The sequence below is a fragment of the Amycolatopsis sp. NPDC049868 genome, from assembly GCF_044461365.1.
Taxonomy (GTDB): domain Bacteria; phylum Actinomycetota; class Actinomycetes; order Mycobacteriales; family Pseudonocardiaceae; genus Amycolatopsis.
The window spans coordinates 95,753-118,808 of record NZ_JBITKV010000021.1 but is presented as its reverse complement, the minus strand read 5'-3'; the positions used below and the strand labels follow the sequence as shown (position 1 = coordinate 118,808).

General features: G+C 67.2%; 21 protein-coding genes, 2 tRNA genes and 1 other RNA gene. 15 read left to right on the top strand and 9 right to left on the bottom strand.

What is annotated here, in order from left to right:
• Positions 1-5: 5 nt before the first annotated feature.
• Entirely contained in the window at positions 6-1,355 is a 1,350-nt protein-coding gene (locus ACIBTM_RS44260) for a zinc-dependent metalloprotease (RefSeq protein WP_395883112.1), read from the bottom strand.
• Positions 1,356-1,456: 101 nt separating this feature from the next.
• On the opposite strand from ACIBTM_RS44260, the gene ACIBTM_RS44255 reads away from it, so the two are divergent.
• Positions 1,457-2,563 (top strand): PDZ domain-containing protein, encoded by a 1,107-nt coding sequence (locus tag ACIBTM_RS44255; RefSeq protein ID WP_395883111.1) that lies wholly within the window; start codon positions 1,457-1,459, stop codon positions 2,561-2,563.
• Between the two features lie 131 nt (positions 2,564-2,694).
• Here the strand turns inward: ACIBTM_RS44255 and ACIBTM_RS44250 are convergent, their stop codons facing one another.
• Positions 2,695-3,243 carry a PPA1309 family protein gene (locus ACIBTM_RS44250; protein WP_395883110.1) on the bottom strand — a complete coding sequence of 183 codons (549 nt, stop codon included), beginning with the start codon at positions 3,241-3,243 and terminating at the stop codon, positions 2,695-2,697.
• Positions 3,244-3,399: 156 nt separating this feature from the next.
• Between ACIBTM_RS44250 and ACIBTM_RS44245 the strand changes: the two genes are divergently transcribed.
• Positions 3,400-6,393, top strand: a complete 2,994-nt coding sequence (locus ACIBTM_RS44245; protein ID WP_395883109.1) for a UPF0182 family protein — start codon at positions 3,400-3,402, stop codon at positions 6,391-6,393.
• 67 nt (positions 6,394-6,460) lie between these two features.
• Positions 6,461-6,534, top strand: a tRNA-Met gene (locus tag ACIBTM_RS44240).
• 197 nt (positions 6,535-6,731) lie between these two features.
• Here the strand turns inward: ACIBTM_RS44240 and ACIBTM_RS44235 are convergent.
• Positions 6,732-8,183 carry an FAD-dependent monooxygenase gene (locus tag ACIBTM_RS44235; protein WP_395883108.1) on the bottom strand — a complete coding sequence of 484 codons (1,452 nt, stop codon included), beginning with the start codon at positions 8,181-8,183 and terminating at the stop codon, positions 6,732-6,734.
• Positions 8,184-8,276: 93 nt separating this feature from the next.
• Between ACIBTM_RS44235 and ACIBTM_RS44230 the strand changes: the two genes are divergently transcribed.
• The 8 genes from ACIBTM_RS44230 to ACIBTM_RS44195 all read left to right on the top strand — a co-directional run bounded on the left by ACIBTM_RS44230 (position 8,277) and on the right by ACIBTM_RS44195 (position 14,175).
• A complete protein-coding gene (locus tag ACIBTM_RS44230; RefSeq protein ID WP_395883107.1) occupies positions 8,277-8,870 on the top strand; it encodes a TetR/AcrR family transcriptional regulator C-terminal domain-containing protein in 594 nt (197 codons plus the stop codon).
• Between the two features lie 83 nt (positions 8,871-8,953).
• Positions 8,954-9,027 (top strand) — tRNA-Met (locus tag ACIBTM_RS44225).
• 279 nt (positions 9,028-9,306) lie between these two features.
• The gene (locus ACIBTM_RS44220; RefSeq protein ID WP_350575404.1) at positions 9,307-9,807 is read left to right on the top strand and encodes a helix-turn-helix transcriptional regulator; all 501 of its coding nucleotides are present in this window, start codon (positions 9,307-9,309) and stop codon (positions 9,805-9,807) included.
• Between the two features lie 66 nt (positions 9,808-9,873).
• Positions 9,874-10,977: a peptide chain release factor 2 gene (prfB, locus tag ACIBTM_RS44215; RefSeq protein ID WP_037345950.1), complete on the top strand. Its 1,104-nt coding sequence runs from the start codon at positions 9,874-9,876 to the stop codon at positions 10,975-10,977.
• Positions 10,978-11,112: 135 nt separating this feature from the next.
• On the top strand, positions 11,113-11,802 hold the full coding sequence (gene ftsE, locus ACIBTM_RS44210; RefSeq protein WP_005168409.1) for a cell division ATP-binding protein FtsE: 690 nt from the start codon (positions 11,113-11,115) through the stop codon (positions 11,800-11,802).
• 51 nt (positions 11,803-11,853) lie between these two features.
• On the top strand, positions 11,854-12,747 hold the full coding sequence (ftsX, locus tag ACIBTM_RS44205) for a permease-like cell division protein FtsX (protein ID WP_038518756.1): 894 nt from the start codon (positions 11,854-11,856) through the stop codon (positions 12,745-12,747).
• Positions 12,748-12,799: 52 nt separating this feature from the next.
• Positions 12,800-13,282, top strand: a complete 483-nt coding sequence (gene smpB, locus ACIBTM_RS44200) for an SsrA-binding protein SmpB (protein ID WP_340684288.1) — start codon at positions 12,800-12,802, stop codon at positions 13,280-13,282.
• On the top strand, positions 13,279-14,175 hold the full coding sequence (locus ACIBTM_RS44195; protein ID WP_395883106.1) for an amidohydrolase family protein: 897 nt from the start codon (positions 13,279-13,281) through the stop codon (positions 14,173-14,175). The genes smpB and ACIBTM_RS44195 overlap by 4 nt, the downstream gene beginning before the upstream one ends.
• Here ACIBTM_RS44195 and ACIBTM_RS44190 read toward each other — a convergent pair.
• The 5 genes from ACIBTM_RS44190 to ACIBTM_RS44170 all read right to left on the bottom strand — a co-directional run bounded on the left by ACIBTM_RS44190 (position 14,165) and on the right by ACIBTM_RS44170 (position 18,408).
• Complete coding sequence (locus ACIBTM_RS44190; protein ID WP_395883105.1) at positions 14,165-15,490, bottom strand: acyltransferase; 1,326 nt, start codon at positions 15,488-15,490, stop codon at positions 14,165-14,167. The genes ACIBTM_RS44195 and ACIBTM_RS44190 overlap by 11 nt on opposite strands.
• Positions 15,491-15,584: 94 nt before the next feature.
• Positions 15,585-15,818 (bottom strand): hypothetical protein, encoded by a 234-nt coding sequence (locus ACIBTM_RS44185; RefSeq protein ID WP_395883104.1) that lies wholly within the window; start codon positions 15,816-15,818, stop codon positions 15,585-15,587.
• Positions 15,819-15,900: 82 nt separating this feature from the next.
• Positions 15,901-16,542 (bottom strand): response regulator, encoded by a 642-nt coding sequence (locus ACIBTM_RS44180; RefSeq protein WP_395883103.1) that lies wholly within the window; start codon positions 16,540-16,542, stop codon positions 15,901-15,903.
• A gap of 52 nt (positions 16,543-16,594) precedes the next feature.
• Complete coding sequence (locus ACIBTM_RS44175; protein WP_395883102.1) at positions 16,595-17,734, bottom strand: sensor histidine kinase; 1,140 nt, start codon at positions 17,732-17,734, stop codon at positions 16,595-16,597.
• The gene (locus ACIBTM_RS44170; RefSeq protein ID WP_395883101.1) at positions 17,731-18,408 is read right to left on the bottom strand and encodes a sensor domain-containing protein; all 678 of its coding nucleotides are present in this window, start codon (positions 18,406-18,408) and stop codon (positions 17,731-17,733) included. The genes ACIBTM_RS44175 and ACIBTM_RS44170 overlap by 4 nt, the downstream gene beginning before the upstream one ends.
• 155 nt (positions 18,409-18,563) lie before the next feature.
• Between ACIBTM_RS44170 and ssrA the strand changes: the two genes are divergently transcribed.
• The 3 genes from ssrA to ACIBTM_RS44155 all read left to right on the top strand — a co-directional run bounded on the left by ssrA (position 18,564) and on the right by ACIBTM_RS44155 (position 20,249).
• Positions 18,564-18,936, top strand: a transfer-messenger RNA (tmRNA) gene (ssrA, locus tag ACIBTM_RS44165).
• A gap of 224 nt (positions 18,937-19,160) precedes the next feature.
• Positions 19,161-19,898 carry an alpha/beta fold hydrolase gene (locus tag ACIBTM_RS44160; protein WP_395883100.1) on the top strand — a complete coding sequence of 246 codons (738 nt, stop codon included), beginning with the start codon at positions 19,161-19,163 and terminating at the stop codon, positions 19,896-19,898.
• 135 nt (positions 19,899-20,033) lie between these two features.
• The gene (locus ACIBTM_RS44155; protein WP_037345970.1) at positions 20,034-20,249 is read left to right on the top strand and encodes a hypothetical protein; all 216 of its coding nucleotides are present in this window, start codon (positions 20,034-20,036) and stop codon (positions 20,247-20,249) included.
• Here the strand turns inward: ACIBTM_RS44155 and ACIBTM_RS44150 are convergent.
• Positions 20,237-21,022, bottom strand: coding sequence for an IclR family transcriptional regulator (locus ACIBTM_RS44150; RefSeq protein ID WP_395883099.1), 786 nt, complete (start codon positions 21,020-21,022; stop codon positions 20,237-20,239). The genes ACIBTM_RS44155 and ACIBTM_RS44150 overlap by 13 nt on opposite strands.
• 504 nt (positions 21,023-21,526) lie before the next feature.
• Here ACIBTM_RS44150 and hutH point away from each other — a divergent pair.
• Positions 21,527-23,053 (top strand): histidine ammonia-lyase, encoded by a 1,527-nt coding sequence (gene hutH / locus ACIBTM_RS44145; protein ID WP_395883098.1) that lies wholly within the window; start codon positions 21,527-21,529, stop codon positions 23,051-23,053.
• The last annotated feature ends 3 nt before the right edge of the window (positions 23,054-23,056 follow it).

Here is a 23,056-nt window from a genome sequence, read left to right as displayed (position 1 = left end):
ATGCCTCAGCTCTTGTCTTCGTCGCCCTTGGGCTTGTTCTTCTCGCGCTCGGTGCGTTCGATCTCGGCGATCGGGTCGATGCCTTCGAGCGTCGACTCGCCATCGCCGAGGCGTTCGGAGAAGTCGAGCGGCTCGTCGAGGTCTTCGGCGGTCGGCATCAGGTCGGGGTGGGACCAGAGGCCGTCCCGCTTCTCGATGCCGTGCTGGTCGCCGACGAGCTTCCACAACGAGGAAGCCGCCCGCATACGCCTGGGCCGGAGTTCGAGCCCGACCAAGGTGGCGAAGGTCTGCTCGGCGGGACCACCGGTTGCCCGGCGGCGGCGCAGCGTCTCCCGGAGCGCGTCCGCGCCCGGAAGCCGGTCGCCGATGGCCTCGGCGACCACGACGTCGACCCAGCCTTCGACCAGTGCGAGCAGGGTCTCCAGGCGGTTCAGCGCCGCCTTCTGCTCGGGCGAGGTCTGCGGCTCGAGCAGGCCGGAGGACATGGCCTCTTCGATGCTGGCCGGGTTCGACGGGTCGATCCGGCCCGCGAGCTGTTCCAGCGCCGAAGTGTCGACGGAGATGCCGTTCGCGAATTCCTCGACCGTGGCCAGCAGTCGCTGTCGCAGCCAGGGCACATGGGCGAACAGCCGCTGGTGGGCGGCCTCGCGCGCGGCGATGAAGACCAGCACCTCACTGGTCGGCAGCTCCAGGCCCTCGGTGAACTTCTCGATGTTCGCCGGCAGCAGCGCGGAGGTGGCCGCGGGGCCCAGCGGCAGGCCGACCTCGGTGGAGGTGAGCACTTCGGAAGCCAATTGAGCCAAGGCGTTGCCGAGCTGGGAGCCGAAGGCCATCCCGCCCATCTGCCCCATCATCGAGAGCAGCGGACCGGCGGCCTCCTTGGCCTCGTCCGGCAGGGCCTGGACCCACGCGCCCGAAACCTGCTGGGCGACGGGGTCGCAGAGGCGCTGCCAGGTCGGCAGGGTCTTCTCGACCCAGGTGCGCGCGGACCATGCGACGGTCGAGGTGGCTCCGGCGGGCAGGATCGTCGCGGCGTCGAGCCACAGCTCTGCCAGGTGGGCGGCGTCGCGGACGGCCGTGCTCGAGTCACCGCCACTGGATGACGAAAAGCCGAGCTTGACGTCTCCGCTCTCGCTGCCGCTGAGGTTCTGCAACGCGATCTGTTTCGCCAGGTCGTAGTTGACCGGCCCGGTCGAGCTGCCGGCCTGGCTGAGCATCTGGCCCAGCTGGCTGAGCATCTGACCGAGCTGATTGAAGGCCTCGGCGCCGGAGGGCTGGCCGCCGGAATCCGACGGCTCGTTCTCGCCTCGTTTGTCGGGATCGGGCGGTCCGAAGCCGAACGGGGGTTTGCTCATGGCACCACCGTACGCGGGTCCCGGGATTCACAGCTCGTCAAGTGGAGTGATGAGCGTGGCCTTCACCGAGAAGCGAACACAGTCACCGTACGCTGTCACGCGTGACAGAGCCCTCGGAGGAGACCACAGGAGCGCGGAGCCGTTCGGGCTCCGCGGGTGACCAGGACCGCTCCGAACGGCGGCTGACCCGGCGCGGCTGGACGCTACTGGTCAGCGGCGCGTTGTTCGTCGTCTTCGCGCTGGTCGGGTTCTTCATCCCGGTGCCGTATGTGGCGATCAGCCCTGGCCCGACCTACGACACTCTCGGCAAGGACGCCGCCGGGCAGTCCGTGATCCAGGTCAACGGGCACGAGATCTTCCAGACCTCCGGCGAACTGCGGATGACGACGGTCTCTCTGCGCGATGGCGGTATCACGCTGTTCAACGCGCTCGGGCTCTGGGCGAGCGGCCGGTACGCGCTGGCGCCGCGCGAGGAGTATTTCAAGCCTGGGGAGACCAACGAGCAGGTCCGCCAGGAGAACATCCAGCAGCTGCAGGACTCGCAGACCGCCGCTCAGGTCGCCGCGCTGCGCCGCAAATTCCCGGTGAAGGTGCTCGCGAAAACGATCGTCTCCGGCAGCCCCGCGGACAAGGTGCTCGCTCCGGGGGACCGGCTTCTGGTGGTCAACGGGACGACGGTCAAGGAAGCGACCGACGTGCGGGCCGCTCTGAACGGGACGAAGCCCGGACAGACCGTCCAGATCACTTTCAAATCCGACGGGCAGGCCGAACGCACCGTGCCGCTCACGCTCGCGCAGCGGCCCGACGGGCCGGAAGGCTTCATGGGCCTGACCGCGGTGGACCGCGCCGACGTTCCCTTCGACGTGAAGATCTCGCTGCAGGACGTCGGCGGCCCGTCGGCGGGCCTGATGTTCGCGCTCGCGATCGTCGACAAGATGGAGCCCGGCGACCTCGCCGGTGGCAGGCACATCGCGGGGACGGGCGAGATCTCGGAGAAGGGCGTCGTCGGCGCGATCGGCGGGATCTCGTTCAAGGTGGTCGGCGCCCGCGAGGCCGGCGCCACCGACTTCCTCGTACCCGCACACAACTGCGCCGAGGCGAAGACCGCCGCGCCCGATGGCCTGAACCTGATCAAGGTCTCCACGCTGGACGAGGCGATCGCGCAGCTCGAGAACCTCAAGGCGGGACGGCCCACCGCCTCCTGCTGACCGCCGGGGGAGCAAGGGACCTTTGCTACCACCTCGCGGGCCTGACTGAAGAGAGCAAGGGACCTTTGCTGCCGCCCAGCGTGCGCTTTGGGCCGGGTGATAGCAAAGGTCCCTTGCTCTCTTTTCGCAGGTCAGGGCAGCAGGGTTGCCTTCAGGGCTTCCAGCAGGTTGGGGGCCAGCTCCGGGTTCTCGATGACCTCGTCGACAGGGACGTCACTGGGCTCTTCAGCCTTCCCTGCGCCGCGAAGCCGCATGACGCATGCTCCGGCACCATCCCGCAGGACGGCCGCGACGAGCCGGGCTTCCGTCCGGCGCGGGTGGTCGGCGGCCGCCTGACGCAGACGTTCGGCATCGGTCTCGGGAACGACGGGAAGCTCGGCTTCGGCATCCGGCGGCAGCACGATGATCTCCTGCGCGAGTGCGCAGCCCAGGACGAGATCCGGCCACGCGATCTGCGCCAGCGCTTCACCCAGATCGCCATCCGGTAGTGACTCCTGCGCGACCGGCGTCAGCGGGGCCGACGGGTCGAGCTGTCCGGCCAGTTCGGGCTGCTCGTCCAGCAGTGCCGCGGTCGGGACCAGCGCGAACAACTGCGGCGGCTGATCCCATCCTCCGGAGGCGACGAACTCCTCGACTTCGCGGGCCAGGCCGGCCACGCCCTGCTGCTCACTCGGTGCCATTGGCACATCGTTCCAGGCAGCCGGGACAACGGCGTCCCGAGTCCGGTTTGGGCGGGTTCCGGGAACTTCCGACGGCATCCGTAGAGTTAGAGCATCAGGGGCCGCACGCGGTACGCGCGCCCCTGCGAAAAGTTCACCAAACCAGGAGCGTGTGCAGTGGCCACTCGGCCCCCCGTGAGCCTGCCGAAGCTGTCCCGGCGCAGCCGGATCCTGCTCATCATCGCCGCCGTAGTCATCCTGGCCCTGCTGCTGGGCGCGAGACTGCTGGACACCTATGTCGACTGGTTGTGGTTCGGCGAGGTCGGCGCCCGGACGGTTTTCAGCACGGTGTTGATCACCCGTGTCGTCTTGTTCTTCGCCGTCGGGCTCCTGGTGGGAGGCTCGCTCGCGATCAGTTTGATGATCGCGTACCGGTCGAGGCCCGTCTTCGTGCCGATCTCCGGCAACGACGATCCGCTCGCGCGCTACCGGTCGGCGATCGTCGGCCGGATCCGCCTTTTCGGCATCGGCATCCCGGTGCTCACCGGGCTCATCGCCGGCGCGTCCGCGCAGAGCGACTGGCAGGTCGTGCAGCTGTTCCTGAACGGCACACGCTTCGGGCAGACCGATCCCGAATTCGGCAATGACGTCGGCTTCTACGCCTTCGACCTGCCGTTCTACAACTGGCTCCTGGGCTGGCTGTTCATCTCCGTCGTGATCGCGTTCTTCGGTGCGCTGATCGCGCACTACATCTTCGGCGGCATCCGGCTCGCGGGTAAGGGCGGCCAGCTCGCCGGCCCGACCCGTGCCCAGCTCGCCATCACCATCGGCATCTTCGTGCTGCTGAAGGCGGTCGAGTACTTCTTCGATCGCTACAACCTGCTGCTCTCCGACAGGGGGGCGCCGCTCTTCATCGGCGCGACCTACACCGACTTGAACGCGGTCCTGCCCGCGAAGCTGATCCTTCTGTGTATCTCGGTGATCTGTGCCGTCGCCTTCTTCGCCGGCGCGTTCCTGCGCAACCTGCAGCTTCCCGCGATCGCGCTGGTGCTGCTGATCCTGTCGAACGTGCTCGTCGGCGTCGCGTGGCCCGCCGTGCTCGACCAGTTCTCGGTGCGTCCCAACGCGAACGAGAAGGAGTCCGCGTCGATCCAGCGCAACATGGACGCGACGCGTCAGGCATTCGGCCTGACCAACGTCGAGTACAAGGACTACACCGGAAAGTCCGAGGCGACCTCCGCGGAGATCAAGGCGGACAAGGGGACGGTCCCGAACATCCGGCTCCTCGACCCGAACATCCTCAGCGACACCTTCACCCAGCGCGTCGGCCGTGAGAACTTCTACGGCTTCCCGTCGAAGCTGGACATCGACCGCTACACCCTCAACGGGGTCACGCAGGACTACATCGTCGCGGCCAAGGAGATCAAGACCGAGGGCCTCACCGGCAACCAGACGAACTGGATCAACAAGCACCTCGTCTACACGCACGGAAACGGTTTCGTCGCCGCGCCTGCCAACACGATCGACCGCGCGTTGAAGGATGCCAACTCCGACGGCGGCTACCCGATCGCCACCACCAGCGACACCCAGAACCCCTCGGGTGCCGGGTCGACCGACCCGAACAAGCCGGGCATCAAGGTGGACGAGCCCCGTATCTACTACGGCGAGCTCGCGACCGACGCCGCGTACGCGATCGTCGGCGGCAAGGCGGGGCAAGCGCCCGGCGAGTACGACACCGCCGTCGACCGCGCCTACATCTACAAGGGCTCCGGCGGCGTGCCGATCGACAACTGGTTCAACCGGCTCGTCTTCGCCGCCGAATACGGCGAGCGGAACATTCTCTTCTCCGACGCCATCGGTGACGGATCCAAGATCATGTTCAACCGCGAACCGCGGGATCGCGTCGCCAAGGTCGCCCCGTGGCTGACCCTCGACGGCGACCCGTATCCGGCGGTCGTCAACGGCAAGATCATCTGGATCGTCGACGGCTACACCACGATGAACAACTTCCCGTACGCCCAGCAGACCCAGCTCGGCCAGGCGACCAACGACTCGCTCAGCGGCACCACCCGCCAGGCGAACTCCTCGCTCAACTACATCCGCAACTCGGTCAAGGCCACCGTCGACGCGTTCGACGGCACCGTCACCCTGTACGGCGTCGAGGACAACGAGCCGGTGCTCAACGCCTGGAAGAACGTCTTCCCAGGACTGGTCAAGCCGAGCAGCGAGATCTCGCCGGACCTGCGGTCGCACTTCCGCTACCCCGAGGACCTCTTCAAGGTCCAGCGGGAACTCCTGTCGAAGTACCACGTGAACAACCCGGCGGAGTTCTACGCACAGCAGGCCTTCTGGAGCGTTCCGCAGGACCCGACGCAGGAAGGCGGCGTGAACGCGTCCGCATCCGGTGTCGCGAACCAGCCCGGCTATTACGTCCTGGCCACCGCGCCGGGAGACACCAAGTCGCGGTTCCAGCTCACGAGTTCACTGACCGGTCTCCAACGGCAGTACCTGGCGGCCTGGATGTCGGTGTCCTCGGATCCCGAGGACTACGGGAAGATGCGCGTCCTGAGACTGCCGACAGGCGCCAGTGGCTCAACGCAGGTGGACGGTCCCGTCCAGGTCCAGAACAGATTCCAAAGTGACCCACGGGTCGCGCAGGACCGGACCTTGTTCAACAACCCGAACGTCACGGTCACGTACGGAAACCTGATCACCCTGCCTGTCGCCAATGGCTTCCTCTACGTGGAACCGGTCTACATCCGACAGCGGAACCAGCTGAGTTATCCGCAGCTGGCCCGGGTCCTGGTCTCCTACGGCACCAAGATCGGTTTCGCGCCGACGCTCAACGAAGCCCTGGATCAGGTCTTCGGCGCCGGCACGGGTTCCGGGGTCACCCCGCCGCAGACCGGAGGCACGCCCGGAACGACCACACCGCCTCCGGGCACCACGACGCCGCAGCCGCCTGCCAGCGGTAACCCGGCGCTCGACAAGGCCGCGGGCGATATGCACGACGCCTGGGTCAAGTTCCGCGCCGCCCAGCAATCCGGCAACTACGCCGACCAGGGTGCCGCCCTGGCCGCGCTCGAAGCCGCTTCGAAGGCCTACGAGTCGGCTAAGGCCAACCCTCCGGCGTCCGGTGCGCCCCCGACCTCCGGCCAGCCTGGAGGGTGACGTCGCTTACCTAAAGGGCACCTGCTTTGCGCCTGCTCGAAACGCAGGCGTAAGGTAGGTGTCACGACGCGGGGTGGAGCAGCTCGGTAGCTCGCTGGGCTCATAACCCAGAGGTCGCAGGTTCAAATCCTGTCCCCGCTACAGAGGTAAGAGGCCCGTGTCTGCGGAAAGCGCAGACACGGGCCTCTTTCGCATTTGTCCCGGGGGTCGAACCCCCGGACCCCCGCCAGGAGGGCTCCGCCCCCTGGACCCCCGAAGTGAGTCGGTCGCCTGGGTGCCCAGGGTGACGGTGGTAGCGGGGGACCTTTGCTACCAGGTGGGGGAGCGGGGGACCTTTGCTACCGCGTGGGGGCGACCCAGCAGGCATAGCCGTCGGGCCGGTACAGAACGGCTTCTGCGGCGGGCCACGGCAGGGACGTGACCAGCTGGGTGGTCAGGCGTGGCGAGCGGGCGTGGGCCCGCGCGGCGTCGACGTGGGCCGGAGTGGTCGTCAGGAGCACGAAGCCGCCGTCGCGGAAGAGCGTGCTGGGCCGCAGTGGGCCGTCTTCGGTCGCGACGTCCTCATCGGTCATCCGCGAGCCGAGCGCGGGATGCGAGGTCCCGTGGGTCGGGTAGCGGATCCCGAGGCCGGAGACCATGCCCGAGAGGTGCTTGCTCACCTCGGGCAGTGCGGCCAGGTCGGCGAAAACGGCACGAAGCGCGCGAGACTGATGAGACCGCGGTACCAGCCCCAGTTGAGCGGCGACGTTGTGCAGCACTTGAGCGCCGACGGGGTGCCGCTCGGCCTCGTAGGTGTCGAGCAGGTCGTCACCCGCCCAACCGTGCACTGTCGCAGCGAGCTTCCAACCAAGGTTCATGGCGTCCTGCACGCCCAGGTTCAGCCCTTGGCCGCCGGCCGGGAAATGGATGTGCGCGGCATCGCCCGCCAGCAGCACCCGCCCGGCACGGTAGCGCTCCGCCTGCCGCGCCGCGTCGGAGAACTGTGACGCCCACCGGATTTCCGACACCGTCGCTGTCTCGCCGTACAAGTCCAGCAGTGCCCGCCGGACTTCGTCGTGGGAGACGGCGGCCCGGATGTCCGCAGGCCGCGAGGCCCAGTCGCCGTAAACGAAGCGGTAGAGGCCCGGTTCTCCCAACGGAATCAGGCCCTTGAACGTGGTCGCACCGGTCGGCTCGCCGGTGTTCCGCATCGTTCGCCACTGTTTTTGCGCGCCGTCAGGGATTTTGTCGAACAGGACGTCCGCGACCACGCCGAAACCTTCACCGTCCACTCCGGGAAAGTCCACGCCGAGTCCTTTGCGTACAACACTTCGAGAGCCGTCGCAGCCGACGAGGAACCTCGCGCGCAGTCGGTTCTCGCCACCATCTGTTCGGTACCGGACAGAGACAGAGTCCTTGTCCTGTACGAAATCGATTACTTCGGCGCCCCGGACCACCTTCGTTCCTTGTGTGGCAAGCCGTTCCTCCAGGTACTCCTCGACCTGTGCCTGCGGAATCCCCAGCTGGAAAGGGAAACGAGTGTCCCAGCCGTCGTAGCCGACCGGGATCATTGCGAAATGTCCGTCCCGCACCGTCGCGAACGAACGTTCCTCCGCGCCGTCCAGAAGTCCGCGCAGCTCCAGGACTTCCGCCGTGCGCGGCTGCAGGTTCAGCGCCTTCGACAGTCCTGTGCGCTCGTGAAGCCGTTCCAGAACCACGACATCGACACCGGCGAGCGCGAGTTCGTGGGCCAGCATCAGCCCCGTCGGCCCCGCGCCGGCCACGATCACGTCCGTCCCCACGTTGTTCATACCACTCCTTAACGACGTTAAATTGACCGGCGCCCAGCGTGCCCTTAACATTGTTAAATTGTCAAGGAGCTTCCGCGGGAAAGAGGGGTAAAAGTGGGTCTGACCAGGCAGGACATCGTCCACGCCGGGCTTCGGCTGCTCAATGACGTCGGGCTCAACGGGCTGACGCTCCGCCTGATCGCCCAGGATCTCGGCGTCAAGGCGCCCGCGCTGTACTGGCATATGAAGAACAAGCAGGAGCTGCTCGACGAGATGGCGACGCGGATGTACGCGGACGCGATGCCGGGCCGTGTGCCGGAAGGTATGGGGGAACGGGAGTCTCTCGACCTGGCGGCGCGGGCTTTGCGCCGGATGATGCTCGCTTACCGTGACGGAGCGAAGGTCTTCGCCGGCACATTTCTGACCGACGACAGCCTGTTCGGTGACAATCCGCTGCAGGTACGGGTCGACGCGGGGCTCGAACCGTACCTGGCCGGACGAGCGTTGTTCACCGTCTACAGCTTTGTCATCGGGTTCACCATCGAAGAGCAGGCCGTTTATCCGGTTCCGGGCGAACGGGACCCCCGTTACGACGCGACACCCTCGCCGTGGGTCTTCGACGAGGACGTCGAAGGCAGGTTCGACGACGGGCTGGCCATGGTGCTCAACGGCGTCTTCGCTTGGCTGGATGACAAAGTCGCGTCATAAAGGCTGGTCAAAGGCCCTTTGTAGAGTTAGGGGTACCCCCGTGAAACCCGGTCGGAGTCCCGTGTAATCTATTAACACAACGACGCGGGGTGGAGCAGCTCGGTAGCTCGCTGGGCTCATAACCCAGAGGTCGCAGGTTCAAATCCTGTCCCCGCTACTTCGAAAACGAAGCGCGGATCTGCGGAAATCGCAGATCCGCGCTTCTTCGTTTTCCGGTTTCGTGGCTCGTGCGCCCTCCGGGGCGATCACTCCCTGTTGTTGGTCGGGGCGGGGGACGCGTACCGCTGTCCGTGGCGAAGGCCGGTTGCGTAGCGTGTTCGGTCCATTGTGGACAGGCGTAGTGCGTTGGGCCGAATGAGCGCATATCACTAGCCACAATGGACAGATGTGTTGACCACAGTGGACACAGGTTCCGAAAAGTGGGACCGTAGAGGACGTGTCCGAATTGAATGCAACAGCCGCCGCACTGCTCGGTCTTCTCCACGACGGTCCCGCCACGGGCGGGCAACTGGTCGCGGGGGCGGGTGAGCGTTTCGGCGCCTTCTTCAGCGTGACTCGCAGCCAGGTGTACCGGGAGCTCCCCGCCTTGTCGAAGGAGGGCCTCGTCCGCCTCGGCAAGCAGGGGCCGCGGTCGAGCCAGCAGTACCTCATCACCGCTGCGGGCAAGAAGGCGTTCAAGACGTGGCTGTCCTCCGAAGCCGGTCCTGACCACCTCCGTAGCCCGTTGATCCTGCGTCTCGTGCACGCCGGTTCGTTGACGGTGAAGCAGCGCTCGACCCTGCTCGACTCGGCCCGTGCGAGCTACACCCAGCAGCTCGACGAGGCGAAGGCCGCCACCAAGGCCGCCGACGGCCCGTACGCCAAGGCGGTCGCCGAGTTCGCTCAGGCGCAGGCCAAAGCCGCACTGAAACTGCTGGATTCCATCCCCCAGTCCTGACCCGGACAGGTGCCCACGACCGGTTCCCCGCAACCGGTCGTGGGTTTTGCCGTAACCTTGGCCGACGTGAGTGATGAGTTCGATGCGGCACTGAAGGACCTGGCCGGCAAGCTGACGCAGATCGAGTCGGTGATGGACCTGGATGCGCTGCGTGCCCAGGTGGCGGAGCTGGAGGAACAGGCATCCAGCCCGAACCTCTGGGACGACCCCGAAGCGGCGCAGAAGGTCACCAGCCAGTTGTCCCACCGGCAGAGTGAGCTGCGACGCATTTCCGAGCTGCGGCAGCGGCTCGACGACCTGGGTGTCCTCTATGAACTGGCCGAGGCCGAGGGCGACTCCGCCAGCGTGGCCGAGTCCGAGTCCGAGCTCACGGCGCTCACCAAGGACATCGACGGGCTCGAGGTCCGCACCCTCCTGTCGGGTGAATACGACCCGCGGAACGCCGTGGTCACCATCCGGTCCGAAGCGGGTGGCGTGGACGCCGCCGACTGGGCCGAGATGCTGCTCCGGATGTACCTGCGGTGGGCGGAACGCCACAACTACCCGACGGATGTCTACGACATCTCCTACGCCGAAGAAGCGGGTATCAAGTCCGCCACCTTCAAGGTGAGCGCCCCGTACGTCTACGGCACGCTCTCGGTCGAGCAGGGCACGCACCGGCTGGTGCGCATTTCGCCGTTCGACAACCAGAGCCGTCGCCAGACCTCCTTCGCGCACGTCGAGGTGATGCCCGAGGTCGAGGAGGTCGACCACGTCGACATCCCCGAGAAGGACATCCGTGTCGACGTATACCGCTCGTCCGGGCCCGGTGGCCAGAGCGTGAACACGACGGACTCCGCGGTGCGGATCACGCATATCCCGACCGGTGTGGTCGTTTCGTGCCAGAACGAAAAGTCGCAGCTGCAGAACAAGGCGGCCGCGATGAAGGTTCTCCAGGCGCGGCTGCTGCAGCGGAAGAAGGAGGAGGAGCGCGCCGAGATGGACGCGCTCAAGGACGGCGGCTCCAGCTGGGGCAACCAGATGCGCTCCTACGTGCTGCACCCGTACCAGATGGTCAAGGACCTGCGGACCGAGTTCGAGGTCGGCAACCCGTCGTCCGTGCTCGACGGTGAGATCGACGGCTTCCTGGAGGCGGGCATCCGCTGGCGCAAGCAGTCCGGAGCCGCGTAACAACCCTGCGTGAGAGAGCAAGGGACCTTTGCTACCACTTTCCGAAAGAGAGTGATAGCAAAGGTCCCTTGCTCGCTTGGCCGCCGGGACCGGGCTACCCGGGCTTAACGACGGGCATGGGTAGTATGCCGAACCGTGATCCGGCTCGAAGAGGTTTCCAAGGTCTACAAGACCTCGACCCGTCCCGCCCTTGAGCGGGTGTCGGTCGAGATCGACAAAGGCGAGTTCGTCTTCCTGATCGGTCCCTCGGGATCCGGGAAGTCGACCTTCCTGCGTCTCCTGCTGCGCGAAGAGGTGCCGAGCAAGGGTCGCGTCATGGTCTCCAACTTCGACGTCGCCAAGCTCGCCCGTCGCCGGGTGCCGCGGCTGCGGCAGACCATCGGCTGCGTCTTCCAGGACTTCCGTCTGCTGTCGAACAAGACCGTCGCCGAGAACGTCGCCTTCGCGCTCGAAGTCATCGGCAAGCCGCGCCCCACGATCCGCAAGGTCGTGCCCGAGGTGCTCGAACTCGTCGGCCTCGACGGCAAGGCCGACCGCCTCCCCAACGAACTCTCCGGCGGTGAGCAGCAGCGCGTCGCGATCGCCCGCGCGTTCGTGAACCGCCCGCTCGTGCTGCTCGCCGACGAGCCGACCGGGAACCTGGACCCCGACACCAGCCAGGACATCATGTTGCTGCTGGAACGGATCAACCGCACCGGCACGACGGTGCTGATGGCCACCCACGACCATTCGATCGTGGACTCGATGCGGCGAAGGGTCGTCGAGCTCCAGCTCGGCAAGGTCATCCGTGACGACGCCCGAGGCGTCTACGGCATCGGCCGCTGACCGGCCCCGCCCTCCTCCGTAACCCACGACTTCCAAGGGACATCAACCCCGATGCGCGCCAGTTTCGTCTTCAGCGAGGTAGTCACCGGCTTGCGCCGGAACGTCACGATGACCATCGCGATGATCCTCACCACCGCGGTCTCCCTCGCCATGCTCGGCTTCGGTCTGCTGGCCGTCGGCACGATCGACAAGATGAAGGCCAACTTCCTCGCCGACGTCGAGGTTTCGGTCTATCTGGTCAACGACATCAGCGCGGGTGACCCGAACTGCTCGCAGTCCGCCTGCCAGACGCTGCGTCAGGAGCTGCAGGGCAACGAAGGCGTCGAGTCGGTCGTCTTCGAGAACCGCGAGCAGTCCTACGAGCGGTTCAAGAAGATGTTCGAGAGCCAGCCGGAACTGCTCGCGCTGACCGGGCCGGAGGCGCTGCCCGCGTCGCTGCACGTCAAGCTGAAGAACCCCGAGCGCAGCCAGGCGATCATCCAGGAGTACACCGGCAAACCCGGCGTCTCCAAGGTCGACGACCAGCAGAAGGCGCTGGACCGCGTGTTCAACGCGCTCAACGGTGTCCGGAACCTGGCCTTCGGGGCCGCGCTGATCATGGCCATCGCGGCGCTGCTGCTGATCGCCAACACGATCCAGGTGTCGGCGTTCACCCGGCGCACCGAGGTCGGCATCATGCGGCTGGTCGGCGCGACCCGGTGGTACACGCAGCTGCCGTTCCTCCTGGAGGCGGTGGTCGCCGGCCTGGTCGGTGCCATCATCGGTATCGTCTTCCTGGTGCTCACCAAGGTGCTGTTGCTCGACTTGGTGCTCACCGGTGACGTGTTCCCCGCGGTCGGCATGCTCGAATTGCTGTTCCCGGTGGCGCCGATCCTGCTCGCCGTTTCGATCGTCATTTCGGCGATCACCGGCTACGTGACGCTACGCCTGTACGTGCGCCACTAGCCGCCCCGATAACCACCTGCCCGAACACAGAAACTCACGTAGAGTCGCCGTCATGCCCAAGGAACGTGGACACAAGGTGATCGTGTCGAACCGCAAGGCTCGCCACGATTACTCCATCCTCGACACCTACGAAGCCGGTCTCGTGCTCGTCGGTACCGAGGTGAAGAGCCTGCGTGAAGGACGGGCATCGCTGGCCGACGCGTTCGCCACGGTGGACGACGGCGAGGTCTGGCTCCGCAACGTGCACATCCCGGAGTACGTGCAGGGCACGTGGACGAACCACACGCCGCGGCGCACCCGGAAACTGCTGCTGCACCGCCAGGAGATCGAGAAGCTCATCGGCAAGACCAAGGAGAGCGGCCTTTCGCTGGTCCCGCTGTCGATGTACTTCAAGGACGGCAAGGTCAAGGTCGAGATCGCGTTGGCGAAGGGCAAGAAGTCCTACGACAAGCGGCAGGACATCGCCAAACGGGACGCGCAGCGCACCATCAGCCGGGCCATGGGCCGGGCGCTCAAGGGCCGGTACAACGATTGATCCACGGGCCCGCGTCGGACGCCGAGATCCCCGGGTGGATCTCTGCGCTGGGCATCGACGGGCTCGTGGACCTGCACCTGCACTTCCTGCCGAAGCAGGTCATGGACAAGGTGTGGGCCTATTTCGACCAGGCCGAGGAGCACTACGGCATGGCCTGGCCGGTGCATTACCGCACGCCGGAGGAAGAACGCGTCGAAACCCTGCGCTCGTTCGGCGTGCGCAGGTTCGCGCCGCTGGTCTATCCGCACAAGCCGGGCATGGCCGAGTGGCTGACCTCGTGGGCGCTGGAGTTCGCGGAGCGTGTGCCGGAGGCGGTGCCGACCGGCACGTTCTACCCGGAGCCCGGCGCGCTGTCCGTTGTGGACGGTGCGCTGCGCGCGGGCGCACGGTGTTTCAAGGCGCACGTCCAGGTCGGCGCGTACGACCCGCGTGACGAGCTGCTCGACGGCGTCTGGGGCGCGCTGGCCGACGCGGGTGTCCCGGTGGTCGTCCACTGTGGACACGGACCGTTGAAGGGTGCCTACACGGGGCTACGGCTGTTCGAAGAGATCCTGGTGCGGCATCCCAGGCTGACGCTGGTACTCGCGCACGCCGGGATGCCGGAGATCGACTTCGCTTTCGAGCTGGCCGGGAAGTATCCGCGCGTGTACCTCGACACCACGATGGTCGGGGTGGAGTTCACCCAGCGCGGTAACCCGCTCCCGCCGGACTGGACGGACCTGCTCGCGGAGTTCCCCGATCGCGTCGTGCTCGGCACCGATTTCCCCAACATCCCGTACTCGTACGCCACACAGCTGCAGGCGATCGCCGGCTGGGCCGCCGACGATCGCCTGGGTGAGCCGTTCCTGCGGGCGGTGCTGCACGACACCCCCGCGAAACTGCTCAGCGTTTGAGCTGTGCCACCTCGGTGACCGAGACGGCGCGGCCGAGCAGCCGCGTTCCCAGCTCCGAAACCGGGATCTGCTTGCCGGCCAGCAGGAATCCACCCGTCGCCAGCGCCACCCACGGCACCGGGCCCTGCACGAGACCATCGCTCAGCGGGGCGAAACCGTGCGCGGCGAGGCCGAGCAGACCACCGGCGATCGCCAGCCCGGCCACCACGAGCTGAGGCGTGTGGGCGGTCGACGCGGGGCCGGAACCCTGCGTTTCGAAGCGGGCGAACATCCGCAGCAGACCGAACAGCACGAGCCCGCAGGCGCCGAGCCAGGCCGGGAGCATCGTCAGCCACAGCACGGAACCTGGTTCGGGGGTTTCGTAACCGAGGCCGTAGACCGCGACACCGGAGACGACGATCAGCGCCGGCATGTGCCACAGGTAAACGCTCATGAACCGCGGGCCGATCCACTTCAAGGCTGCGTCGAAGCTCGGTCGCGTGGCCAAGGCGTTCAGCTGAGGTTTGAAGGCCAGCAGCAGCCCGATCTGGCCGATCGCGAGGAAGGCCAGCAGCACGGTCGGCGGGCTCATGTTCGACACCGGGGCGCCTGGCATGCCGATCATGCTCGCCGGGTACGGGCCGAAGGCGACCATCAGCGCGGTGATACCGAAACCGGCTGCGGACATGCCCAGCGCGGCGTTGCGGCCGAGCGATCCGAGACGTCCTCGCGTGTAATGGAAACCGAGCTGATGCACGGCCATCCAGACGAAGACGGCGTTCGCGAAACCGATCAGGCCGAGGTCGTTGAAGCGGGCGACATCGACGAGGACGGCGGCGGCGAGCATCACGAGCGGGACCTTCAGACCCCAGCGGCGATGTGCCGCGGCCAGCATCGGGGTGAGCAGCACGGTGAGCACGTACACGGCCAGGAACCACAGCAGCTGCGCGGCGATCGCGCCGCCGACCTGCAGCGGCTGCTCCGGAACACCCATGCCGCGCAGGATGTCCGGGACGAACAGCCAGACCGCCACCAGCGGCAGCACCGGGATCATCAGCCGCTTGAGGCGGGCCGCGAGCCAGGAGCGAGAGCTTTCCGCGCGGCTCAGCGAGATCAGGTTCGCCGCGCCGCCGGCGAAGAAGACGAGCGGCATGACCTGGCTGAGCCAGGTGATGACCCACCAGCCGGGCGTCGCGAGGGCGTTCCCGGTGGAGAGCCGGCCGTCGGCGTAGGAGAGCACCGGCATACCCCAGTGCTGGACGACGACCGCGAGGATCGCGACCGCTCGGACGATGTCCAGGAACCTGTCCCGGCCCTGTTTCCCGCTTGTGTGCATGGAAAGAAGCCTGCTGCTTCGGGGCCGCGAAAACAGTGGTGCGGGCCGCCGTATCGCTCTTCGGGGTTTTCGCCCTCGGAAGGTGGAGTTTTCCCTACCCCACGCCGTCGGTCTCGGGCTCGGGGAGCGGGGCGGGGCACAGCCGGAATTCCCAGCGGTCGTCTTCGGCGCGGCCGAGTTCGTACCGGGTTTCGATCTTCGGCCCGTCGTGCAGATGGACGTGTTTGACGACTGTGCCGACGATCGGTTCCGTGTCACCGAGTTCCTGGACGCGGCCGTCGAGGGGCCCGCCGAAGAAGCGGACGCTGCGGGAGGTCCGGTCGGTCATGGGGCCTCCTCGGCTCGGCTCGTTCCCTCCCCAACAGTCTGCCCATGTTAGGTGAGTGACGGCTTCGCCACCAAGAGCTACTTCAGCGTCCTAAGTAGGTGAGCACCGCGCGGACCCGGCGGTGTTCCACCGAACTCGCTTCGAGACCGAGCTTCGAGAAGATGTTGCCGATGTGCTTCTCGACCGCGCCGTGCGAGACGACGAGCGAGTTCGCGATCGCGGTGTTCGACAGGCCCTGTGCCATCAGGCCCAGCACCTCGGACTCGCGGGCGGTGAGCGCGTCGAGCGGGTTCTTGCGGCCGCGTGCCATCAACTGCGCGATGACGTCCGGATCGATGGCCGTGCCGCCGCCGGCGACCCGTTTGACCGCGTCGAGGAAGTCGCCGACGTCGGCGACGCGTTCCTTGAGCAGGTACCCGACTCCGCCCGCGCCGCCGGACAACAGCTCGACGGCGTAACTCTCTTCCACGTACTGGGAAAGCACGAGCACCGGAAGGCCGGGAACGACCTCACGGGCGCCCAGCGCCGCGCGCAGGCCCTCGTCGGTGAACGTGGGCGGCATCCGCACGTCGACGATCGCGAGGTCCGGCCGGTGCTCCTTGACCGCGACAAGCAGGTCTTCGCCGTTGTCCACGGCGGCGACCGTCTCGATGTCCTCGTCGGCGAGCAGTCGGATCACCCCCGCGCGCAACAGAACCGCGTCTTCGGCGATGACAACCCGCATGCTGCCCCCAGCGTCGTGAGTGAATGGCAGAGCCTATTCACTCACGAGCGGGTCACCATTGGCACGGCAGGTCCGCGCGAATCACCGTCGGGCCACCGGGCGGGCTGACGACGGTGATCACGCCGTCGATCGTGGCCGCGCGGTCGGCGAGCCCGGCGAGGCCGCCACCTGGCCGGACTTCGGCGCCGCCGTGCCCGTTGTCGGTGATCTCGACGATGACCATCGAATCGGTGCGCCACACCTTCACGCCCGCTTCGGTCGCGCCCGAGTGCTTCGCGATGTTCGTCAGTGTCTCGCCGACGATGAAGTACGCCGTCGTCTCGACCGCGGCGGGCGGTCGCGGCTCGACGTCCACCTCGACGTCGACGTGGATCGGCGATTTCGCGGCCTGCGCGGACAAGGCGGCGTCGAGGCCGCGGTCGCCGAGCACCGCCGGGTAGATCCCGCGGGCGAGATCGCGCAGTTCCGACACCGCGAGCTTGGCGTCGAGGTGCGCTTCGTCGATCAGCTCGCGCACGGCGTTCGGGTCCTGGTCGAACTTCGACTTCGCGCGGCCGAGGCTCATCGCGACGGCGACCAGACGCTGCTGGGCGCCGTCGTGCAGGTCGCGCTCGATGCGGCGGCGTTCGGCCTCGGCGGCGTCGACACCGCGAGCCCGCGACGCCTGCAGCCGCTCGGCCTTCTGTTCCAGTTTCCGGGTGCGGTTCGGTCCGAGGAGGGAGTACGCCAGGTTGCCGTGCAGCCACCCGATCCACGGGGTGACCCAGATCGCCATCGGCAGCAACACGACCGACGCGATCGCGATGGGCAGTTCCAGGCAGGCCAGCGGGAACGCCGCCATCAGGTAGGCGAGGTCACGCCAGGTCGTCGCGTCGGTCAGGCGGGTCAGCCAGCGCTTGACCAGCGAAAGCCCTTCGAGGGGGAGGCGCTCGACCGGCTCCAGCGGGGTTTCGAGCATCGTCCGCGCCCAGCCGCGCTCCCGGTCGGCGGACCAGCGGATGAAGCTGGTCGTGGCCATCAGGATCGGGAAACCGATCCACACCACCGCGGTCCCGATACCGACCGCCAGGCCGACGACGATGAGGATGAACTGGAGCAGCCGGAAGAAGAAGCTGACGAACATGTAGGCGATCGATCGCATCGGCCGCGGCCGCGGGATCCCCACCTGCTGTACCTGCTGGTCGATCGTCATCCGTGAACCTCGCCCCAAGAATTTTCCAGACGGCGGCGCTGGGCGTAGGTCGGCCCGAGCAACGCCGTCGCCAGCCGGGCATGCATCCCGGCCAGCGCCTTCGTCAACGCTACCGAGAGGGCGACGCAGAGGACTCCGAGCGCCGCCCAAGGCAGTGCCGAGACCGTCGAATCGACGGTGAACCACGCGTTCTCCCAGGTCGGGAAGCGGTACTCGCCGCCGGGCAGGAAGCGGTAGTAGATGGGTAGGCCCGCGAGGCCGAGACTGGTCGACCAGAACACCGTGACCAGGACGAACTCGATGATCCCGAGCGGGAAGAGCAGGAAGAAGTAGCCGAGGTCGCGCCAGGTCGAGCCGTCCTTCAGCCGCGCCTTCCAGCGCACGGACTGGCCGGCGACGGGCAGTGGGAGGTACGGCAGGTCGATGTAGCGGTCGAGCAGCGCGTACACCCTGGCGCGCTCCATCCGGGCCGCGCCGCGGACCGTCAGGATCACGAGCGCGAGGATCGGCAACCCGATCCAGACGACCGCCGTGCCGATGCCCGCCGAGATGAAGGACACCAGAAGCGCGAAGGCCAGGACGCCCATCGGCAGGTTCATCAGCAGGTAGACCAGCGAGCCGCCGAACGACGGATCGGACCTGCTCAGCTCCCGCTCGGCCGCCAGCGAACTCATGGTCGTGCTCCTCTCCTGTTCGAGGAGTCAAGCATCGCGCTCAGGGACGTCCGCTGACATGGTGCTCGCGGGCATCTCCCAGGTAGGGCTAGCCCCACCTGCGGGAACAACCCGGTTGCCGACCGCGTTATGCTGTACAGGTTGTATCCCACCAAGGGGGTGAACGGTTTCGACTTTGGACGTTGAATCAGGAGAAGCGTGCCGGTGCAGGCGAGAGACCACCGTAAGCGTCATCGCAAACCAATAAGCGCCGAGCCTAAGAGCCAGCGCGAGTTCGCTCTTGCTGCCTAAGCAGTAGAGCAACTCTGTCGGTCCGGGGTCGCCTCCGACCCGGTCACCGGCATCAGCTAGGAGGCTTACCGTCACACTCGGCTACGGGGTGTGGTTGGGAAACAAACAGTGGCTGGGCTCGTCACTTCAGCTTGTTCGCGTGACTGAAGGGGCCAAGTAGAGACATAGCGGACTGCGCACGGAGAAGCCCTGATGATTCGCCAGAGGACCCGGGTTCAATTCCCGGCACCTCCACCGTTGGAGTGGCGAGTGCTCGTGACGAGCACTCGCCATTCGTCGTTTTGACGGCGGTGCGACATGGACGGAGCGGGCATTCGTTTCTGGCGGAAGGCGTCGAGGTCGATCGGCTCTACGACGTGGAGCTCGAAGTGCTCGAACGGCACGGCTTCGATCCTGCGCTCGCGGGCGGATGTGCCCGATCAGGCGGGCTCGATTCGTGAGAACCCCATAGCCTCGGAGCCATGCGTCTTCATGTGCATCAGTGGGGATCCGGGCCGCGTGTCGTTCTCGTGCACGGCGTGCTGCTCGGCGGCCGCGAGGCGTGGCGGGCTCAGCGCCCGTTGACCGAGCGGTGGACGTTGCTCGCGCCGGACCGCCTCGGTCATGGGAAATCGCCGGACGGTGTGCAGGATTTCGAGGTCGACGCCGAATTGATCGCGGAGCAGGTGCTGGACGAACCCGCGCATCTGGTCGGGCTGTCCTACGGCGCGATCGTCGCGATGCTGGCCGCCGCGCGGCGGCCGGAGATGGTCCGGACGCTCACCGTGGTCGAGCCGCCCGCGGCCGGGATCGTCCGCGGTGACGAGGTCGCCGACGCGTGGGACGCCGAACTGCGACGATTTCTCGACGGGCCGCTCGAAGATCCTCGCGAGGTGTTCGAGACGTTCTTCCCGCTCGCCGGCGTTCCGCTGCCCATCCCGGACCCGGTGCCGGAGACGCTGCGGCGCGGGGCCCGCGCGCTGGTCGGGATGCGTCCACCGGGTGACGCGGAACTGCCGCTCGACGCGCTGGGCGAAGCGGATATCCCGATGCTCGTGGTCACCGGCGGTCATCGGCCGGAGTACGAGATCATCGCCGACGCGATCGTGGACAGGGCCGGCGCCCGGCGTGAAATCGTGCGTGGGATGGGGCATTTGGTGCCCGACACGGGTGCGCCGTTCAATGAGCTTTTGGAAGGGTTTCTGAAGCACGGAGAGTAGCTGAAGCAAGGTCGATTTCATCTCGATTCACCCGCAATGGCGATCTTGTTCCGGCGAAGTGTCATGCTGTGTGTCCGACCATGGCTCTCTTTCGAAACGACCCCGTGTCGCCGGAGAGCCGGAAGAAGGTGGCAGATGACCTGGGCCAGGCATTCCAGTCGTCCCGACCCCGCTGAAGACCAGAGCCGGATGGCCGGCGTGCGTGCGGAGGAAGAAGTCCGCCTCACCCTGCAGAACGGCAGAGCCGCACGAACCGTCGCAGGGCACGCCTCGGACGCCATCGACTGCGCGGAACTGCTGGCGATGCTCGGACTCGAGGGAGTCCAGAAGAAGCACGCTCAGCGCACCTGACCCCCGATCCGGGTGGTCAATTCGGCCGCGGTCGGACGGACCTCTTCGGCGAGATCGGGCCAAGTCTCCTCGCATCCCTCGGCCCCCGGGCAGAGGTGGCGGAGAGTCACGCTTATCGCGGCCATCGGCCGGCCGCCGTGGTCGAAGACCGGGCAGGCCACCGAGGCGAATCCTTCGGTGACGTGACCGTCTTCGACCGCCCAGCCGAGCCTGCCCTCCGCGTTCAGCGTGCGGCGGAGTTCGGCGAGGGTGCGCGGGCCGCGACCGGTGCGCAGGACGAACGCCGACGCGGCCGGGAAGAGCGCGCGCACATGCGGTGAGGGCAGGTGCCGCAGGATCGCCCTGCCCGATGCCGTGAGCTGGCCCGGCAGCCGCACGCCGACCTCGGTCACCAGGGTTTCCGGGCGCGTGGGGCGCTCTTTGACCAGGTAGAGCGACTCGTTGCCGTGCAGCACGCCCAGATGTGCGGTGTGGCCGACGCGGTCGGCGAGTTTGCGCAGCAGCGGGACCGCGAGCCGTTCCAGCGGGTCGTGCCGCAGGTAGGCCGAGCCGAGTTCGAACGCGGCGATGCCGAGGCCGTAGCGACGCTCGGCGGGCAGGTGCGCCACGAAACCGGCGGCTTCCAGCTCGGCGAGCAGGTGATACGTCGTCGAACGCGGGAGGCCGAGTTCGCGCGCGATCGCGGCCGCCGACACCGGGCCCGGGCGCGCGGCGAGGGCGCGGAGGATGCCGAGGCCGCGTCGCAGGGCCGGTACTTCGCTGCTCTCGCCCATGTGCGACCTCCTGTTTGGCTCGGTGGGGGAGCAAGGGACCTTTGCTACCACTTACCTCAATGTCGAGAGAAGTGGTAGCAAAGGTCCCCTGCTCTCTTTTCGCAGGTGGGAGCTGTGGCTGTGTGGATTTCGGGTCGTCCAACGCACCGAAATCCACACGGTCCGTACTCATCGCTACGCGGGGTAGGGGGTGTGTGGATATAGGGACGCTCAACGTCCCTATATCCACACACCCCCCGCCCCGGCGGCGAACGCGGTAGCAAAGGTCCCTTGCTCTCGTCGTGCGGAGACTGTGTGGATTTTGGGACGTCAGATGTCCCGAAATCCACACAGTCAGGCTGCGCAGCTGCGCAACACGGAGAAATGTCACCCAAGGTATCGGCGCCAATACGCTCCGCATGTGGTAGCAAAGGTCCCTTGCTCCCACCCTCCGTGTCTTGGATACCAGACACAACCACCGGTTGGCGCCGCCCACCAGCGGGCATGGCGTTGTCCAATGGGGCTATGCCGGAAACCGTACTTCTGGGGTCCGAACCGCTTCGGCCCGAACAGGTCGTCGCGGTCGCCCGTGACCACTCGCCCGTCGCGGTCAGCGAAGCGGCCGAGAAGAACCTTGCCGCGACGCGTCAGCACATCGATGACCTCGCGCACGCCGAGACGCCGACGTACGGCGTTTCGACGGGCTTCGGGGCGCTCGCCACCAGGCACATCCCGCTCGAAAGCCGCACCGCGCTCCAGCGGTCGCTGATCCGGTCGCACGCGGCCGGCGCGGGCCCGGTCGTGGAGACCGAGGTCGTCCGCGCGCTGATGCTGCTGCGCCTCCGCACGCTCACCAGTGGGTACACCGGCATCCGCCCGCAGACCGCGCAAGCGCTTGCGGACCTGCTCAACGCCGGGATCACCCCGCTCGTTCACGAGTACGGCTCCCTCGGCTGCTCCGGCGACCTCGCGCCCCTCGCCGCCGTCGCGCTCGCGTTGATGGGAGAAGGCGAAGTCGAATACAACGGCGAAGTCGTCCAGGCCGCGGTAGCGCTGAAGAACGCCGGGATCGAGCCGGTCGTTCTCGCGGAGAAGGAGGGCCTCGCCCTCACGAACGGGACCGACGGCATGCTCGGCATGCTCCTGCTGGCCGCCGCCGACCTGCGCAAGCTGCTCGACACCGCCGACATCACCGCGGCGATGAGCGTCGAAGCGCTCCTCGGCACCGACCGCGCCTTCGCGGCCGACCTTCAGGCGCTGCGCCCCCACCCGGGCCAGGCGCTGAGCGCCCTCCGCATGTGGACGGCGCTGCAGGACTCGAAGATCGTCGAGAGCCACCGCGGCCCCGATTGCAATCGCGTCCAGGACGCGTACTCGCTCCGCTGCGCGCCTCAGGTGCACGGCGGCGCGCGGGACAGCCTCACGCACGCCGAACTCGTCGCCGGGCGTGAGCTCCAGTCCGCGGTCGACAACCCGGTCGTGTTGTCCGACGGCCGCGTCGAGTCGAACGGCAACTTCCATGGTGCCCCGGTCGCGTACGTGCTCGACTTCCTCGCCATCCCGCTCGCGGACGTCGCGAGCATCGCCGAACGCCGCACGGACCGCATGCTCGACAAGGCTCGTTCGCACGGCCTGCCGCCGTTCCTCGCCTTCGACCCCGGCGTCGATTCCGGCCACATGATCGCCCAGTACACGCAGGCGGCCGTGGTCAGCGAACTCAAGCGTCTCGCGGTGCCGGCCTCGGTCGACTCGATCCCGAGCAGCGCCATGCAGGAGGACCACGTCTCCATGGGCTGGTCCGCCGCGCGCAAGCTGCGCAAGGCCGTCGAGGGCCTCAACACCGTCCTCGCCATCGAACTGCTCACCGCCGCGCGGGCACTCGACATGCGCGCGCCCCTGGACCCGTCGCCGGTCACCGGCCGGGTCCGGGATCTCGTCCGTACCAAGGTCGAGGGCCCCGGCCCCGACCGTCATCTGGCGCCGGAGATCGCCGCCGCCGAAGAACTCGTCGCGTCGGGTGCCGTCCTCGCCGCGGCCCAACTGGAGGTCTGAGCC